This is a genomic window from Pseudomonas sp. GYB4201 (assembly GCF_056312595.1).
Genome location: NZ_JBWGIG010000001.1, coordinates 124988 through 141430, shown reverse-complemented (window position 1 = coordinate 141430; position 16443 = coordinate 124988). Strand labels below are relative to the sequence as shown.

The window sequence follows — 16443 nt, the reverse complement described above, 5'->3', positions numbered from 1 at the left end:
ATCTTGGTGCTGTGCTTGAATGAGCAGGCGCTCTAGTGCTTGGCTTTGCCCACGTGGCATAAACCTTGCGCGGTGCGCTTACCGTTAAGGCTCGCAGGAGGCACGCCGTGTCGATCCATGTCGCATTGCACCATGTCACGCATTACCGCTACGACCGTGCGGTTGAACTTGGCCCGCAGATCGTCCGCCTTCGCCCCGCGCCCCATAGCCGCACGCGCGTGCTGTCCTATGCGCTGAAGGTGTTGCCCGAGCAGCACTTCATCAACTGGCAGCAGGACCCCCAGGGCAACTACCTGGCGCGCCTGGTGTTCCCAGAGAAAACCGACGAGTTCCGCGTCGAGGTGGACCTGGTCGCCGAGATGGCGGTCTTCAACCCCTTCGACTTCTTCCTCGAGCCTTACGCCGAAAATATCCCTTTCGCCTACGCCAAGGACGAGAAGCACGAACTGGCGCCGTACCTGGAAAAGCTGCCGCTGTCGCCCAGGTTTGAGGCGTACCTGAAAGGTATCGACCGCACGCCGATTCCTGCCGTGGATTTCCTCGTGGGCTTGAACCAGCGGCTGAGCCAGGACATCGGCTACCTGATCCGCATGGAGCCCGGCGTGCAGACGCCGGAAGAAACTCTGGAAAACGCCTCGGGCTCTTGCCGTGACTCGGCCTGGTTGCTGGTGCAGTTGCTGCGCCACCTGGGCCTGGCCGCGCGCTTCGTGTCCGGCTACCTGATCCAGCTGACGGCAGATGTGAAAGCCCTGGACGGCCCGTCCGGCACCGAGGTGGACTTCACCGACCTGCACGCCTGGTGCGAGGTGTACCTGCCCGGTGCGGGCTGGATCGGCCTGGACGCCACCTCTGGGCTGTTCGCCGGTGAAGGGCATATCCCATTGGCCTGTAGTCCCGATCCGTCCTCTGCGGCGCCCATCAGCGGCCTGGTGGAGCCGTGCGAATGCGAGTTCAGCCATGAAATGGCGGTAGAGCGCATCTGGGAGGCGCCGCGCGTCACCCGGCCCTACAGCGAACAGCAATGGCAGGAGATCCAGGCGCTGGGCCTGCAGATCGACGCCGACCTGGTGGAGGGCGACGTGCGCCTGACCATGGGCGGCGAGCCGACCTTTGTGTCCATCGACGACCCCGATGGCGCCGAGTGGAACACCGCGGCCCTGGGCGACGTCAAGCGTAAGCTGTCCGCCGAGCTGTACCAGCGCCTGCGCGCCCGCTACGCGCCCAAGGGCCTGGTGCACTTCGGCCAGGGCAAGTGGTACCCCGGCGAACAGTTGCCGCGCTGGTCGCTGAACGCCTACTGGCGCGTGGACGGCGAGCCGATCTGGCACAACGACGCGCTGATCGCCGATGAAACCCGTGATTACGGCGCTACCGGCGAGCTGGCCGGGCGCTTCCTGGCCAGCGTCGCCGAGCGCCTGAAGCTACCGCCGCGCTTCGTGTTCCCGGCCTACGAAGACAATTTCTACTACCTGTGGCGCGAAGGCGCGCTGCCGGTGAACGTCAGCGCCGAGGACTCGCGCCTGGGTGAGGAAATGGAGCGCAAACGCCTGCGCAAAGTGTTCAGCCAGGGCCTGGACAAGGTCATCGGCCAGGTGCTGCCGCTGGCGCGCACGGCTGATGGAGAGCAATGGCAGAGCGGCCGCTGGTACCTGCGTGACAGCCACTGCCGGCTGGTGCCAGGCGATTCGCCGCTGGGCTACCGCCTGCCCCTGGCCTCGCAGCCCTGGGTGACCGCTGCCGAATACCCCTTCGTGCACCCGCGCGACCCCAACCAGGACCTGGGCGCGCTGCCCACCCCGGTGCAGCTGCAGGTCGCCAGCCCGGCCCAGGCCGCCGACGAGCGCGTGCCCAAGCTGGACGAGTCGGCCAGCTGGCTGACCCGCACGGCCCTGTGCGCCGAGGCCCGCGACGGCCGCCTGTACCTGTTCATGCCGCCGCTGGCCAAGGCCGAGGAATACCTGGAGCTGGTGGCAGTGATCGAGGCCACCGCCGAGGAACTCAAGTGTCCGGTGCTGCTGGAAGGCTACGAGCCGCCCTACGATCCGCGCCTGGCCAATTTCCGCATCACCCCCGACCCGGGCGTGATCGAGGTCAACGTGCAGCCCTCGGCCAGCTGGGACGAGCTGGTAGAGCGCACCGAGTTCCTCTACGAACAGGCGCGGGAAACCCGCCTGAGCACCGAGAAGTTCATGATCGACGGCCGCCACACCGGCACCGGCGGCGGCAACCACTTCGTGCTCGGCGGCGCCACCCCGGCCGACTCGCCGTTCCTGCGCCGTCCGGACCTGCTGCGCAGCCTGATCAGCTACTGGCACAACCACCCGTCGTTGTCCTACCTGTTCAGCGGCCTGTTCATCGGGCCGACCTCCCAGGCGCCGCGGGTGGACGAGGCGCGCAACGACTCGCTGTACGAACTGGAGATCGCCTTCCAGCAGATGCCCGCGCCCGGCGAGCAATGCCCGCCGTGGTTGGTGGACCGCTTGCTGCGCAACCTGCTGATCGACGTTACCGGCAACACCCACCGCGCCGAGTTCTGCATCGACAAGCTCTATTCCCCGGACGGCGCCACCGGCCGGCTCGGCCTGTTGGAGCTGCGCGGCTTCGAAATGCCGCCCCACGCGCGCATGAGCCTGGTGCAGCAACTGCTGCTGCGTGCCCTGGTGGCGCGCTTCTGGCGCGAGCCCTATGCGCCGCCGAAGCTGGCGCGCTGGGGCACCGAGCTGCACGACCGCTTCATGCTCGCGCACTTCATCGAACAGGACTTCGCCGACGTCATCGCCGACCTCAACGGCGCCGGCTACGGGCTGCGTGCCGAATGGTTCGCCGCGCACCTGGAGTTCCGCTTCCCGAAGATCGGCGACTATGCGGTAGCGGGTATCGAACTGGAGCTGCGTCAAGCCCTGGAGCCCTGGCACGTGCTGGGCGAGGAGGGCGGCGCCGGCGGCACCGTGCGCTACGTCGACTCGTCGCTGGAGCGCCTGCAGGTCAAGCTCAACGGCCTGTCGCCGCAGCGCTACGTGCTCACCTGCAACGGCCGCACCGTGCCGCTGCAGCCCACCGGCAAGGTCGGCGAGTACGTGGCCGGCGTGCGGTTCCGCGCCTGGCAGCCGTTCAACTGCCTGCAGCCGACCATCCCGGTGCACGCGCCACTGACCTTCGACATCCACGACACCTGGATGCAGCGCTCCCTGGGCGGCTGCCAGTACCACGTGGCGCACCCGGGCGGGCGCAACTACGAGACGCTGCCGGTGAACGCCAACGAAGCCGAGAGCCGGCGCCTGTCGCGATTCTTCCGCCTGGGCCATAGCCCCGGCCCGCAGCCTGCGCCTACACTCACGAACAATGACGAGCTGCCGATGACACTGGACATGCGTCGCACCTGAAAGGGCGGCCGGGCAACCGGCCTGCCGCTTTTTTCTGATGTCTTACTGCCTGCGCCGAGCGTTCCATGCCAGACCTGCTTGACCGATACCCGCTGACGGCGGGAAGTTTTGACGAGATGCTCGCGGCTGACGGCTCGGTGCGCCCGCACTGGCGCAAGCTGTTCGACCAATTGCAACGCAGTAGCCCGGCGCAGTTGGCCCAGCGCCAGGCGTTGCTGACCCGGCAGATCCAGGAAAACGGCGTGACCTACAACGTCTACGCCGACCCCAAGGGCGCCGACCGCCCGTGGGAGCTGGACCTGCTGCCCCACGTGATTCCCGCCGCCGAGTGGCAGCACCTGCGCGCCGGCATCGCCCAGCGCGCGCGTCTGCTCAACGCGGTGCTGGCCGACATCTATGGCCCCCAGGAGCTGATCCGCAAGGGCCTGTTGCCGGCGGAGCTGGTGTACGGCCACAACAATTTCCTCTGGCCGTGCCAAGGCCTGAAGCTGCCCGGCGACACCTTCCTGCACCTGTGCGCCGTGGACCTGGCGCGCACCCCCGACGGCCGCTGGTGGGTGACCGCCGACCGCACCCAGGCGCCCTCGGGCGCAGGCTATGCGCTGGAAAACCGCATGAGCGTGTCGCGGGCCTTTCCCGAGCTGTACCGCGACCTCAAGGTGGAACACCTGGCGGGCTATTTCCGCACCCTGCAGGACACCCTGCGGCGCCTGGCGCCGGGCGGCAACGAAACCCCGCTGATCGTGCTGCTGACCCCCGGGCGCTTCAACGAGAGCTATTTCGAACACCTGTACCTGGCGCGCCAGCTGGGCTACCCGCTGGTGGAAGGCAGCGACCTGACCGTGCGCGACGCCACCGTGTACCTCAAGACCCTCAACGGCCTGCGCCGGGTGCACGCGATCATGCGGCGCCTGGACGACGACTTCTGCGACCCGCTGGAACTGCGCACCGACTCGGCCCTGGGCGTGCCCGGCCTGCTCGAAGCCGTGCGCCAGGGCCGCGTGCTGGTGGCCAACGCCCTGGGCAGCGGCGTGCTGGAATCGCCTGGGCTGCTGGGCTTTTTGCCGACCATCAACGAGCACCTGTTCGGCGAGAAGCTGATCCTGCCGTCCATCGCCACCTGGTGGTGCGGCGAGCCGCCGGTGATGGCCCAGGCCCTGGAAAAGCTGCCGAACCTGCTGATCAAGCCGGCGTTCCCCTCGCAAAGCTTTACCCCGGTGTTCGGCCGCGACCTTGATGCCAAGCAGCGCAAGGCCATGGCCGAGCGCATCCAGGCGCGCCCTTACGCCTACGTGGCCCAGGAGCTGGCGCAGCTAAGCCAGGCGCCGGTGTGGCAGGACAACGGCCAACTGGCGCCGCGGGCCATCGGCATGCGCGTGTACGCGGTGGCTGGTTACGACGGCTACCGGGTGCTGCCCGGCGCCCTGACGCGGGTGGCCGCCGAGGCTGACGCCGAGGTGGTGTCGATGCAGCGCGGCGGTGCCAGCAAGGACACCTGGGTGCTGGGCGAACGCGTGCCCATCGGCGAACAGTGGAAGGCCCAGCGAACCATCGGCGTGCACGACGTGGTGCGGGTCGACCCGTACCTGCCGTCGCGGGTGGTGGAGAACCTGTTCTGGTTCGGCCGCTACTGCGAGCGCTGCGACGACAGCGCGCGGCTGCTGCGCATCATCCTTGGCCGCTACATCGACGGCGACGACCCGCTGGCGCTGGACGCCGCGGTGGAGCTGGCCGAGCGCCTGTCGCTGCTGCCCGAGGAGGGCGAGCTGGAAGAACGCCTGCTGGCCGCGCTGCTGGGCGAAGAGTGGCCGTTCAGCCTGCGCGCCAACCTGCAGCGCCTGCAGTGGGCGGCCTCGCAGGTGCGCGGCAAGCTGTCCAGGGAAAACTGGCAGGCGCTGGTGGAGCTGCAGCGCGAAGCCCAGAGCCTGGACGTGGAAGAGCCCGACCTGGGCGAGCTGCTGGACTTCCTCAACCGCCTGGTGATGTCGCTGGCGGCGCTGTCGGGCTTCGCCCTCGACGACATGACCCGCGACGAGGGCTGGCGCTTCCTGATGATCGGCCGGCGCATCGAGCGCCTGCAGTTCCTCAGCACCAGCCTGGCCGGCTTCCTGCGCGGCGTGGCGGTGACCGACCAGGCCGGCCTTGAATGGCTGCTGGAACTGGGCAACAGCAGCATCACCTACCGCTCGCGCTACCTGGCGGTGCCGCAGTTGATCCCGGTGCTCGACCTGTTGCTGCTGGACGAGCAGAACCCCCACGCGGTGATCTTCCAGCTCAAGCTGGTGAACCGCGCGCTGCGGCGCCTCAACGATGAATTCGGTGCGCCCCGCGAGCGCGGCCTGGCCATGCTCATCGAGCGCCTGGCCGGCTTCGACCTGGGCAGCCTGGAACACTCGCTGTTCGGCGCGCCCAGCGTGCAGGCGGTGCTCGACGGCCTGGCCGACCTGCTGCAGACCATCAACGAAGCCAGCGGCCAGGTCTCTGACCGCCTGGCCCTGCGCCATTTCGCCCACGTCGATGATGTCAGCCAACGGACGGTGTCGGTATGAGCGCCCAGTACCAGATTCTTCACGACACCCATTACCACTACGACAGCCCGGTGTCCCTGGCCCAGCAGCTGGCGCACCTGTGGCCGCGGCCCTGCGCCTGGCAGATCTGCCGCGAGCAGAGCCTGGTCATCAGCCCCGAACCCAGCTGGCGCGTGGATGACTTCGACGTATTCGGCAACCCGCTGACGCGCCTGACCTTCGAGCGGCCCCACGACGAGTTGAAAGTCAGCGCACGCCTGCAAGTGGAGGTGCTGGCGCGGGCCACGCCGGACTTCGCCGCCTCGCAAGGCTGGGAAAAGGTGCGCAACGCCCTGTGCTACAACAGCGCGCCCATCGCCGAGGACCTGATGAAGGCCTGCCGCTACCGCTTCGAGTCGCCCTATGTGCGGCTCAAGCAGAGCTTCGTGGCCTTTTCCGCCGATTGTTTCCCGCCCGGCCGGCCGTTGCTGGAAGGTGCGCGGGCGCTGATGGAAAAGATCTTCGAGGAGTTCACCTTCGACGCCGAGGCCACCCAGGTGGCGACGCCGCTGGTGGAAGTGCTGGAGCGCCGCCGCGGCGTGTGCCAGGACTTCGCCCACCTGATGCTGGCGTGCCTGCGGTCGCGCGGGTTGGCGGCGCGCTACGTCAGCGGCTACCTGCTGACCCAGCCACCGCCCGGCCAGCCGCGCTTGATCGGCGCCGACGCCTCGCATGCCTGGGTGTCGGTGTATTGCCCGCCGCTGGGCTGGGTCGACTTCGACCCCACCAACAACGTGCAGCCGGCGCTGGAGCACATCACCCTGGCCTGGGGCCGCGACTTCTCCGACGTCTCGCCACTGCGCGGGGTGATCCTGGGCGGCGGCAGCCATGACCCGGAAGTGCAGGTCACGGTGACGCCGCTGGGCGAGCTGGCGGGCTGATCAGTCCGGCTTCTTGTCGGTCCACTTCGGCAGCACCGTGGGCTGCCAGGCGTCCAGGGCGTCGAGCAGGTCGTTGGCCGAGTCGTTCACCTGCAGCATCGCCCGGTGCTGCTCGCGGACGAAGTTTTCCTCCACCAGGTGGTCGAGGAAGCCGGTGAGCTTGCTGTAGAAGCCGTTCACCTCCAGCAGGCCCAGCGGCTTGCCGTGGTAGCCCAGCTGGCCCCAGGTCCACACCTCGAACAGCTCTTCCAGGGTGCCCAGGCCGCCGGGCAGGGCGATGAAGGCGTCGGCCAGCTCGGCCATGCGCGCCTTGCGTGCGTGCATGCCGTCCACCACTTCCAGGCGGGTGAGGCCCTTGTGGCCGATTTCCAGGTCGTTGAGGCTGTGGGGGATGATGCCGATCACTTCACCGCCGGCTTCCAGCACGGCATCGGCGACGATGCCCATCAGGCCCACGGCGCCACCGCCGTAGACCAGCGTCAGCTTGCGCGCCGCCAGGGCGCGGCCCAGGGTGATGGCCGCCTCGCGGTATACCGGGTTGTTGCCGCTGCTGGCGCCGCAGAAAACACAGACTGAAGTCAAAGGCATGGGGTGGCTCCTGGCACGTTGGGGGCCACAGGGTAAATCCGCAGGCGCTCTGGCTCCAGCTTTTCGTTCAGTCGTCCAGATGTTCGGTGCCGGTGTTGCCGCAGGCGTAGGCGGCGAGCAGGCTGCGCAGGAAATTGTTCATGTAAACGCTCCGTGATTGATATTGTATACAATATTAGGTGCGTGTAAGGTTTGTCTTGTTGCCATTTTCGATAGGGCTCATAGAAGAAGCCTTGCTTAATAACTGTCCTGGAGATCCACCATGTTCGCAAAAGTCGTAGCCGCCTCCCTGCTTGCCCTCGCTGCCGGCCAGGTATTTGCCGCTGATTGCAAGGTAGACGTCGATTCCACCGACAGCATGACCTTCGACACCAAAGCCATCGCAATCAGCAAGACCTGCAAGACCTTCACCGTCAACCTGGGCCACTCGGGCTCGCTGGCCAAGAACGTCATGGGCCACAACTGGGTGCTGAGCAAGGCTGCCGACGCCCAGGGCGTGGCCAGCGACGGCATGGCTGCCGGCATCGACAAGAACTACCTGAAGGATGGCGACGAGCGCATCCTGGCCCACACCAAGATCATCGGTGCCGGCGAGAAGGATTCGGTGACCTTCGACGTGTCGAAGCTGCAGGCGGGGACTGACTACGCGTTCTTCTGCTCGTTCCCGGGCCACATCTCGATGATGAAAGGCGCGGTCACCCTGGTGGATTGATCACCTCATCACCGTAGCCGCAGCCTGGCGGCAGCGGCTACAGGTCAGGGTTTGACCTTGAAGACGTGGCGCAGGTAGGTCACAAAGTTCTCATCCCGGCACTGGGTCTTCGCCGCCTCGTCCGAGATCTTCGCCACCGGCTGGCCATTGCAGTCGGTCATCTTCAGCACAATGCTCATCGGTTCCACCCCCGGGATATCGCAGGTCAGGTTGGTGCCAATGCCGAAGCTGACGTTGATGCGCCCGCGCAGCGCGCGGAAGATGTCCAGCGACTTGGGCAGGTTCAGCCCGTCGGAGAACACCAGCGTCTTGCTCATGGGGTCGATGCCCAGCTTCTGGTAATGGGCGATGGCTTTTTCCGCCCACTGCACAGGGTCGCCCGAGTCATGGCGCAGGCCATCGAACAGCTTGGCGAAGTACAGGTCGAAATCGCTGAGGAAGGCGTCCATGGTGATGCAATCCGTCAGGGCGATGCCCAGCAGCCCACGGTATTCACGCACCCAGCAATCCAGCGCCGCGCTCTGGCTGTCGATCAGCCGCGGGCCCAGTTGCTGGTGGGCCATGATCCATTCATGGGCCATGGTGCCCAACGGCTTGATGTCCATTTCCCGCGCCAGGTGCACGTTGCTGGTGCCGACGAAGCGCCCGGGGAAATCGTGCTTGAGCACCGACACCACTTCTTCCTGAACCTTGTAGGAAAAGCGCCGGCGGGTGCCGAAATCGGCTACCTGCAATTCGGCCAGTTCGTCGGCCGAGGCGTTGGCCGCCAGCCAGTCGAACTTGCGGTACAGCTGCTCGCGGGCCTGGCCCAGGGTGACCTCGCGGTAACGCACGCGGTTGCGCACTTCGCTGACGATGGCCAGCAGCGGCACTTCGAACAGGATCACGTGCAGCCACGGCCCGCGCAGCTTGATGCTCAGCTGGTCGTTCTCGATGCTGGTCTGGATATAGCGCAGGTTGAAGCGGAACAGGCCCAGGAAGCGCAGGAAGTCCGGCTTCATGAAGTTGATGCGCTCCAGGAACCCCAGCTGGTCGCTGCTCAGGCTCAGTTCGCAGAGGCGCTCGATCTGGTAGCGGATTTCGGCCAGGTACGGGCGCAGGTCTTCACCGTTGCGGCAGCGGAACTCCCACTCCACCTCGACGTTGGGGTAGTTGTGCAGGACGGCCTGCATCATGGTCAGCTTGTACAAATCGGTGTCGAGCAGGTTCTGCACGATGCGATCAGCGAATACGCTCTCGCTCATTGAGGGCTCCAACTGGGCCTGGCGGCATGACGGAATCGATAGTGGCGCACAGTAAAGGCTCATTCTGCCAGTCTTTTGTGCTGGCCGCCGAATGCTTGAGCCTGGCGCGAAAGCCTCTGGCATCGCCTTTTCGCCGCCACTATAAGTAGTTTCCTAACTAACTCTGTGTTTTTCCAGGCACCAGCTAGCCTGTAATGGTGCGTGGCGTAGCAATTGCGCACCGCTGATGTGCACTTCGGTTACGCAGCCTGTTACAGGTCGGTTGCACGCGCAAGTGCTAGCAGGTTGCAATGATGGCACTTTGTGGTTGCGCCTTTTTTGCAACCCGGTGTTACCAGGCCCGAGCCAGACGGTTGCACGAGCCGCAAAAAGGCGGGCGCAGGGCCTGCGCGCGCAAAACGGCGCCTGGCGTCCCACATTGGAAAATGGGATGGCACGGCGCTTGCTCAGAGCTATTGCTGAAGTTGTAGTGCCAACCAAAAAAACTCAGGAGCACCACCTCATGTCGCAGACGTTTTACAGGAAAGGTTTTCTGGCTCTCGCAGTGGCTACTGCGTTGGGTGTTTCTTCGTTTGTACAGGCAGCCGACATCAAGATCGGCGTGGCAGGCCCCATGACCGGTGCCAACGCATCCTTCGGTCTGCAATACATGAAAGGTGCCCAGGCAGCGGCCGACGAGATCAACGCCCACGGCGGCGTGAACGGCGGCAAGATCATCCTGGTGCAGGGCGACGACGCCTGTGAGCCGAAACAGGCCGTGGCGGTGGCCAACAAGCTGGCTGACCAGGACAAGGTCGCCGGCGTGGTCGGTCACTTCTGCTCCTCGTCCACCATTCCTGCTTCTGAGGTTTACGGGGACGCTGGCATCATCGCCATCACCCCAGGCTCCACCAACCCACAGGTTACCGAGCGCGGCCTGACCGCCATGTTCCGCATGTGCGGCCGTGACGACCAGCAGGGCGTGGTCGCCGGTGACTACATCGTCGACGTGCTCAAAGGCAAGAAAGTCGCGGTCATCAACGACAAGGACACCTACGGCAAGGGCCTGGCCGACGCCACCGCCAAGCAGCTGACCGCCCGTGGCGTGAAGCCGGTGCTGGAAGAGGGCCTGACCCGCGGCGAGAAAGACTTCAGCGCCCTGGTGACCAAGATCCGCGCCGCTGGCGCCGACGTGGTCTACTTCGGTGGCCTGCACCCCGAGGCCGGCCCGCTGGTGCACCAACTGCGCGAGCAAGGCCTGAAAGACGTGAAGTTCATGTCCGACGACGGCGTGGTCACCGACGAACTGGTGACCACCGCCGGTGGCGCCCAGTACGTGGATGGCGTGTACATGACCTTCGGCGCCGACCCGCGCCTGCTGCCAGACAGCAAGGCGGTGGTGGACCAGTTCCGCAAGGCCGGCTACGAGCCTGAAGGCTATACCCTGTACGCCTACGCCTCGATCCAGGCCCTGGCCGCAGGCTTCAATGGCGCCAAGTCCGACAAGGGCGAAGACGCTGCCAAATGGCTGAAGGCCAACCCTGTCCACACCGTGATGGGCACTAAGACCTGGGACAGCAAGGGCGACCTGAAAGTCTCGGACTACGTGGTGTACCAGTGGGACAAGGACGGCAAATACCACCAGCTCGACAAGCAGAAATGACATGACGTCGGCCTGGCCCGGGGCTAAGCCCCAGGCTGGGTCAAACAGGGCCCGGCCGCTCGTGGCCAGGCCCGTCAGTTCTCTTACCACCGCTCGCGTCTCGAGTGGGCAGGCCCGGCTTGCCCGCGCGGACCCGTGCGGCCCAGAAGTTCGTGAGCGTGCATGATGGATGGTATTTTCCTGCAACAAATGGTCAACGGCCTGACCCTCGGGTCGGTCTACGGGCTGATCGCCATCGGCTACACCATGGTCTACGGCATCATTGGCATGATCAACTTCGCCCACGGCGACGTGTACATGATCTCTGCCTACCTGGCGGCCATCGGCCTGGCGGTGTTGTCGTTCTTTGGCGTCGAGTCCTTCCCTTTCCTGATTCTCGGCACGCTGGTGTTCACCATCGTCGTCACCGGGGTCTACGGTTTCGTCATCGAGCGCGTGGCCTACAAGCCCCTGCGCAACTCTACGCGCCTGGCGCCGCTGATCAGCGCCATCGGCATCTCGCTGATCCTGCAGAACTACGCGCAGATCGCCCAGGGCCCCAACCAGCAAGGCGTGCCCACGCTGCTCAGCGGCGGCTGGCGCTTCGACATCGGCACCGGCTTCGTACAGATCACCTACACCAAGCTGTTCATCCTGGTGGCAGCGTTCGCCGGCATGGCCGTGCTGACCTACATCATCCAGTACACCAAGCTGGGCCGCATGTGCAGGGCCACCCAGCAAGACCGCAAGATGGCCTCGATCCTGGGCATCAACACCGACCGGGTGATTTCCTACGTGTTCATCATCGGCGCGGCCATGGCGGCGCTGGCGGGCGTGCTGATCACCGTGAACTACGGCACCTTCGACTTCTACGCCGGCTTCATCATCGGCATCAAGGCCTTCACCGCCGCGGTGCTGGGCGGCATCGGCTCGCTGCCGGGGGCCATGCTCGGCGGGTTGATCCTTGGGGTTGCCGAGTCGCAGTTCTCGGGCCTGATCAACTCTGACTACAAAGACGTGTTCAGCTTCGCCCTGCTGGTGCTGATCCTGATCTTCCGACCCCAGGGCCTGCTGGGTCGACCACTCGTGGCGAAGGTGTAATTTATGTCTGGTGCCCCAATCAAACCCATCGATATCAAGCAAAGCGTGATCGACGCGGTGATCGCCGGCCTGCTGGCGCTGATCGTCTTCGGCCCGATCGTCGGCGTGGTGCTGCAAGGCTACAGCTTCAACCTGGAACCCTCCCGCGTGGCCTGGCTGGTGCTGGCCGTGGTGATCGGCCGGTTCCTCATCAGCCTGTTCCTGCAGACGCCCCGCGGCCTGCGCATTTCCCAGGGCATGGAGCGCGGCGGCTCGGGCGTGCACGTGCTTGCCCCCGGCCACAAGTCGGCGCTGCGCTGGGTGATCCCGCTGGTGATCGTGCTGGCCATCGTCTTCCCGGCGTTCGCCAACAAGTACGTGCTGACCATCGTCATCCTCGGCCTGATCTACGTGCTGCTGGGCCTGGGCCTGAACATCGTGGTGGGCCTGGCCGGCCTGCTCGACCTGGGCTACGTGGCGTTCTACGCCATCGGTGCCTACGGCCTGGCGCTGGGCTACCAGTACCTGGGCCTGGGCTTCTGGTCGGCGCTGCCGCTGGCGGCCCTGGCCGCGGCGTTCGCCGGCTGCATCCTCGGCTTCCCGGTGTTGCGCATGCACGGTGACTACCTGGCCATCGTCACCCTGGGCTTCGGCGAGATCATCCGCCTGGTGCTGAACAACTGGCTGTCGTTCACCGGCGGCCCCAACGGCGTGCCGGTGCCATCGCCGACCTTCCTGGGCCTGGAGTTCGGGCGCAAGGCGAAGGAGGGCGGCATCCCTATCCATGAGTTCCTGCACATCGACTACAACCCCGACCTGAAATTCGTGTTCATCTACGCGGTGCTGTTCCTGGTGGTGATCGGCGTGCTGTACATCAAGCACCGCCTTACCCGCATGCCGGTGGGCCGCGCCTGGGAAGCCCTGCGCGAAGACGAGATCGCCTGCCGCGCCATGGGCCTGAACCACGTGCTGGTCAAGCTCTCGGCCTTCACCCTGGGCGCCTCCACGGCGGGCCTGGCGGGGGTGTTCTTCGCCAGCTACCAGGGCTTCGTCAATCCCACCTCGTTCACCTTCTTCGAGTCGGCGCTGATCCTGGCCATCGTGGTGCTGGGCGGCATGGGTTCCACTGTCGGGGTGGTGATCGCCGCCTTCGTGCTCACCGTGGCCCCCGAACTGCTGCGCTCGTTCGCCGAGTACCGTGTGCTGCTGTTCGGCGTGTTGATGGTGTTGATGATGATCTGGAGACCGCGCGGCCTGATTCGTATCAGCCGTACCGGTGTGGTCCCGCGTAAAGGAGTGGCGCCATGAGTGAATATGTACTCACGGTTGAAAACCTGATGATGCACTTCGGTGGCATCAAGGCGCTCAGCGATGTCAGCCTGAAGGTGAAGCGCAATTCGATCTTCGCCCTGATCGGCCCCAACGGCGCCGGCAAGACCACCGTGTTCAACTGCCTGACCGGCTTCTACAAGGCCACTGGCGGGCGTATCGAGCTGCAGACCCGTGGCATCAAGACCAACGTCATCAAGCTGCTGGGCGAGCCCTTCCAGCCCACCGACTTCGTCTCGCCGCGCAGCTTCGCCAGCCGCCTGTACTACAAGATGTTCGGCGGCACCCACCTGGTCAACCGCGCAGGCCTGGCCCGCACCTTCCAGAACATTCGCCTGTTCCGGGAAATGTCGGTGGTGGAAAACCTGCTGGTGGCCCAGCACATGTGGGTGAACCGCAACATGGTGGCCGGCATCCTCAACACCCGGGGCTACCGCAAGGCCGAGGAAGACGCGCTCAACACCGCGTTCTACTGGCTGGAAGTGGTGGACCTGGTGGACTGCGCCAACCGCCTGGCCGGCGAGCTTTCCTACGGCCAGCAACGCCGCCTGGAAATCGCCCGGGCCATGTGCACCCGGCCCCAGGTGATTTGCCTGGACGAACCGGCTGCCGGCCTCAACCCGCAGGAAACCGAAGCGTTGAGCGGCATGATCCGCCTGCTGCGCGACGAGCATGACATGACTATCGTGCTGATCGAGCACGACATGGGCATGGTCATGGGCATCTCCGACCACATCGTGGTGCTGGACCACGGCAACGTGATCGCCGAAGGCGGCCCGGAGCAGATTCGCCACGACCCGAAAGTGATCGCCGCCTACCTGGGCGCGGATGAAGAGGAGCTGGTATGAGTACCCCGATCCTCGAACTGAAGGAACTCGACGTGTTCTACGGGCCCATCCAGGCCCTGAAAAAGGTCTCGATGCACATCAACGAGGGCGAGACCGTGAGCCTGATCGGCTCCAACGGCGCCGGCAAGTCGACCCTGCTGATGTCCATCTTCGGCCAGCCGCGCGCCGCCAACGGCCAGATCATCTACCGCGGCACCGACATCACCAAGAAGTCCTCGCACTACATCGCCTCCAACGGCATCGCCCAGTCGCCGGAAGGCCGGCGGGTGTTCCCCGACATGTCGGTGGAAGAGAACCTGCTGATGGGCACCATCCCCATCGGCGACAAGTTCGCCAGCGAAGACATGCAGCGCATGTTCGAGCTGTTCCCGCGCCTCAAGGAGCGCCGCAACCAGCGCGCCATGACCATGTCGGGCGGCGAGCAGCAGATGCTCGCCATTGCCCGCGCCTTGATGAGCCGGCCCAAGCTGTTGCTGCTGGACGAGCCGTCGCTGGGCCTGGCGCCCATCGTGGTGAAGCAGATCTTCAGCACCCTGCGCGAGCTGGCGAAGTCGGGGATGACGATCTTTTTGGTGGAGCAGAACGCCAACCATGCGCTGAAGCTGTCGGATAGGGCGTATGTGATGGTCAACGGCGAGATTCGGTTGACGGGCACGGGGGCGGAGCTGCTGAGTAACGATGAGGTGCGTAACGCTTATCTCGGCGGCCACTGACCTGTATGACGCCCTGACGCAGCCTGCGGCAGCTGCTACGGGTTTGGCGTAAAAAAGGGTTTTCCACAGGATTGTGGAAAACCCTTTTTGCTTGCTCGCCCACTGCGACATAAAACCACTCCAATTCATTGTTTTGTCATGTAAAGCAGTTGTCCCCGGTTATTGTGGAGCTGGCTGTGGGTAACTTGGGTGTACATTGCCCAAGGCCTTTAACGGCGTGGCCTGCAGGGTTGTGGTTGTTTTTTGATCAGCGTTTTTCCAGCCTGCTGCCGGGGTGTTTGTCAAGCCCTTATCCACCGGCCAATACCGCTCGTCCGGGGCCTGAAAGCCTGTGGATAACTCTGTGGGCAAGCCTTGGAAAGACTGCCCGGAGCGGCGTAGTTACTGGCCTGGCGCCATCCCCATGGTTATCCCTCACGCGTGACCGCTGGCGGGGCTACCTGACTGCGCGGTCAAGGTCAAGCCGAAAAGCCGCTGCACCCCGCTACAAGCCCCGCCATTCAAGGCTTTGTGCACAGCACAGTTGCCCACGGATACTGTGCAAGGGCCTGTGGATAACGTGCGCAAAAGTGGCGGCGGCCCAGCTGGCACAAGGGTTTGCGGCCGGCGATCATTTTTTGATCAGGTGCGCCTTTTACTTGCCGTCGCGCAGCCGCGCGGGCATGCTTTGAAATCGACTTTACCCACAGCCTTCCAGGAGCATGCAATGACTTCCACCGTGTTTATCACTGGCGCCACTTCCGGGTTTGGCGAAGCTTGTGCCCGCCGTTTTGCCGAGGCCGGCTGGTCGCTGGTGCTGACCGGTCGCCGTGAGGAGCGCCTGAACGCCCTGGCCGAGGAACTCTCCAAGCAGACCAAGGTGCACGCCCTGGTGCTGGATGTGCGTGACCGCAAGGCTATGGAAGCTGCCATCGCCGGCCTGCCGCCGGAGTTCGACAAGCTCACCGGCCTGATCAACAACGCCGGCCTGGCCCTGGGCGTGGACCCAGCGCCCAAGTGCGACCTGGACGACTGGGACACCATGGTCGACACCAACGTCAAAGGCCTGATGTACAGCACCCGCCTGCTGCTGCCACGCCTGATCGCCCAGGGCCGCGGCGCCAGCATCGTCAACCTCGGTTCGGTGGCGGGCAACTACCCCTACCCGGGCAGCCACGTGTATGGCGCCACCAAGGCGTTCGTCAAACAGTTCTCGCTGAACCTGCGTTGCGACTTGCAGGGCACTGGCGTGCGCGTCACCAACCTGGAGCCGGGCCTGTGCGAAAGCGAGTTCTCGCTGGTGCGCTTCAACGGCGACCAGGCGCGCTACGACGCCACCTACGCGGGCGCTGAGCCGATCCAGCCGCAGGACATTGCCGACACTATCTTCTGGATCTTGAACACCCCGGCGCACGTCAACATCAACAGCCTGGAACTGATGCCGGTGACCCAGAGCTGGGCGGGCTTCGCCATCGAGCGCCCGCACAAGGCGTAAGGC

At 65.1% G+C, this 16443-nt stretch carries 12 protein-coding genes; 10 read left to right on the top strand and 2 right to left on the bottom strand.

Annotated features, from left to right (window positions below; all coding sequences use genetic code 11):
* Positions 1-107 precede the first annotated feature (107 nt).
* From AC0Z2B_RS00680 to AC0Z2B_RS00670, 3 genes are all read left to right on the top strand, one after another.
* Positions 108-3383: a transglutaminase family protein gene (locus AC0Z2B_RS00680; protein WP_476294762.1), complete on the top strand. Its 3276-nt coding sequence runs from the start codon at positions 108-110 to the stop codon at positions 3381-3383.
* Positions 3384-3448: 65 nt separating this feature from the next.
* Positions 3449-5932: a circularly permuted type 2 ATP-grasp protein gene (locus AC0Z2B_RS00675; RefSeq protein WP_416422170.1), complete on the top strand. Its 2484-nt coding sequence runs from the start codon at positions 3449-3451 to the stop codon at positions 5930-5932.
* Positions 5929-6831, top strand: coding sequence for a transglutaminase family protein (locus AC0Z2B_RS00670; RefSeq protein WP_476294761.1), 903 nt, complete (start codon positions 5929-5931; stop codon positions 6829-6831). Before AC0Z2B_RS00675 ends, AC0Z2B_RS00670 begins: the two co-directional genes overlap by 4 nt.
* On the opposite strand, the gene AC0Z2B_RS00665 is transcribed toward AC0Z2B_RS00670, so the two are convergent.
* The gene (locus tag AC0Z2B_RS00665; RefSeq protein ID WP_416422172.1) at positions 6832-7419 is read right to left on the bottom strand and encodes an LOG family protein; all 588 of its coding nucleotides are present in this window, start codon (positions 7417-7419) and stop codon (positions 6832-6834) included.
* A gap of 262 nt (positions 7420-7681) precedes the next feature.
* Here AC0Z2B_RS00665 and azu point away from each other — a divergent pair, with 262 nt between their 5' ends.
* Complete coding sequence (gene azu, locus AC0Z2B_RS00660) at positions 7682-8131, top strand: azurin (protein ID WP_416422173.1); 450 nt, start codon at positions 7682-7684, stop codon at positions 8129-8131.
* A 44-nt stretch (positions 8132-8175) separates the two neighbouring features.
* Here azu and pncB read toward each other — a convergent pair whose 3' ends face one another.
* On the bottom strand, positions 8176-9375 hold the full coding sequence (gene pncB, locus AC0Z2B_RS00655) for a nicotinate phosphoribosyltransferase (protein ID WP_476294760.1): 1200 nt from the start codon (positions 9373-9375) through the stop codon (positions 8176-8178).
* A gap of 502 nt (positions 9376-9877) precedes the next feature.
* Here pncB and AC0Z2B_RS00650 point away from each other — a divergent pair.
* The 6 genes from AC0Z2B_RS00650 to AC0Z2B_RS00625 all read left to right on the top strand — a co-directional run bounded on the left by AC0Z2B_RS00650 (position 9878) and on the right by AC0Z2B_RS00625 (position 16440).
* A complete protein-coding gene (locus AC0Z2B_RS00650; protein WP_416422175.1) occupies positions 9878-11017 on the top strand; it encodes a branched-chain amino acid ABC transporter substrate-binding protein in 1140 nt (379 codons plus the stop codon).
* Between the two features lie 165 nt (positions 11018-11182).
* Positions 11183-12097, top strand: a complete 915-nt coding sequence (locus AC0Z2B_RS00645) for an ABC transporter permease subunit (RefSeq protein ID WP_416427528.1) — start codon at positions 11183-11185, stop codon at positions 12095-12097.
* 3 nt (positions 12098-12100) lie between these two features.
* Complete coding sequence (livM, locus tag AC0Z2B_RS00640; RefSeq protein WP_476294759.1) at positions 12101-13384, top strand: high-affinity branched-chain amino acid ABC transporter permease LivM; 1284 nt, start codon at positions 12101-12103, stop codon at positions 13382-13384.
* Positions 13381-14253, top strand: a complete 873-nt coding sequence (locus tag AC0Z2B_RS00635) for an ABC transporter ATP-binding protein (protein ID WP_416422177.1) — start codon at positions 13381-13383, stop codon at positions 14251-14253. The genes livM and AC0Z2B_RS00635 overlap by 4 nt, the downstream gene beginning before the upstream one ends.
* Complete coding sequence (locus AC0Z2B_RS00630) at positions 14250-14966, top strand: ABC transporter ATP-binding protein (protein ID WP_416422178.1); 717 nt, start codon at positions 14250-14252, stop codon at positions 14964-14966. Before AC0Z2B_RS00635 ends, AC0Z2B_RS00630 begins: the two co-directional genes overlap by 4 nt.
* 706 nt (positions 14967-15672) lie before the next feature.
* Positions 15673-16440, top strand: a complete 768-nt coding sequence (locus AC0Z2B_RS00625; protein ID WP_416422179.1) for an SDR family oxidoreductase — start codon at positions 15673-15675, stop codon at positions 16438-16440.
* The last annotated feature ends 3 nt before the right edge of the window (positions 16441-16443 follow it).

What these genes read in the sequence shown, in the direction of transcription:
- AC0Z2B_RS00675 (WP_416422170.1), top strand. Translation starts at nt 3,449, where the DNA reads ATGCCAGACCTGCTTGACCGATACCCGCTGACGGCGGGAAGTTTTGAC.
- AC0Z2B_RS00670 (WP_476294761.1), top strand. Translation starts at nt 5,929, where the DNA reads ATGAGCGCCCAGTACCAGATTCTTCACGACACCCATTACCACTACGAC.
- AC0Z2B_RS00665 (WP_416422172.1), bottom strand. Translation starts at nt 7,419, where the DNA reads ATGCCTTTGACTTCAGTCTGTGTTTTCTGCGGCGCCAGCAGCGGCAAC.
- azu (WP_416422173.1), top strand. Translation starts at nt 7,682, where the DNA reads ATGTTCGCAAAAGTCGTAGCCGCCTCCCTGCTTGCCCTCGCTGCCGGC.
- pncB (WP_476294760.1), bottom strand. Translation starts at nt 9,375, where the DNA reads ATGAGCGAGAGCGTATTCGCTGATCGCATCGTGCAGAACCTGCTCGAC.
- AC0Z2B_RS00650 (WP_416422175.1), top strand. Translation starts at nt 9,878, where the DNA reads ATGTCGCAGACGTTTTACAGGAAAGGTTTTCTGGCTCTCGCAGTGGCT.
- AC0Z2B_RS00645 (WP_416427528.1), top strand. Translation starts at nt 11,183, where the DNA reads ATGGATGGTATTTTCCTGCAACAAATGGTCAACGGCCTGACCCTCGGG.
- livM (WP_476294759.1), top strand. Translation starts at nt 12,101, where the DNA reads ATGTCTGGTGCCCCAATCAAACCCATCGATATCAAGCAAAGCGTGATC.
- AC0Z2B_RS00635 (WP_416422177.1), top strand. Translation starts at nt 13,381, where the DNA reads ATGAGTGAATATGTACTCACGGTTGAAAACCTGATGATGCACTTCGGT.
- AC0Z2B_RS00630 (WP_416422178.1), top strand. Translation starts at nt 14,250, where the DNA reads ATGAGTACCCCGATCCTCGAACTGAAGGAACTCGACGTGTTCTACGGG.
- AC0Z2B_RS00625 (WP_416422179.1), top strand. Translation starts at nt 15,673, where the DNA reads ATGACTTCCACCGTGTTTATCACTGGCGCCACTTCCGGGTTTGGCGAA.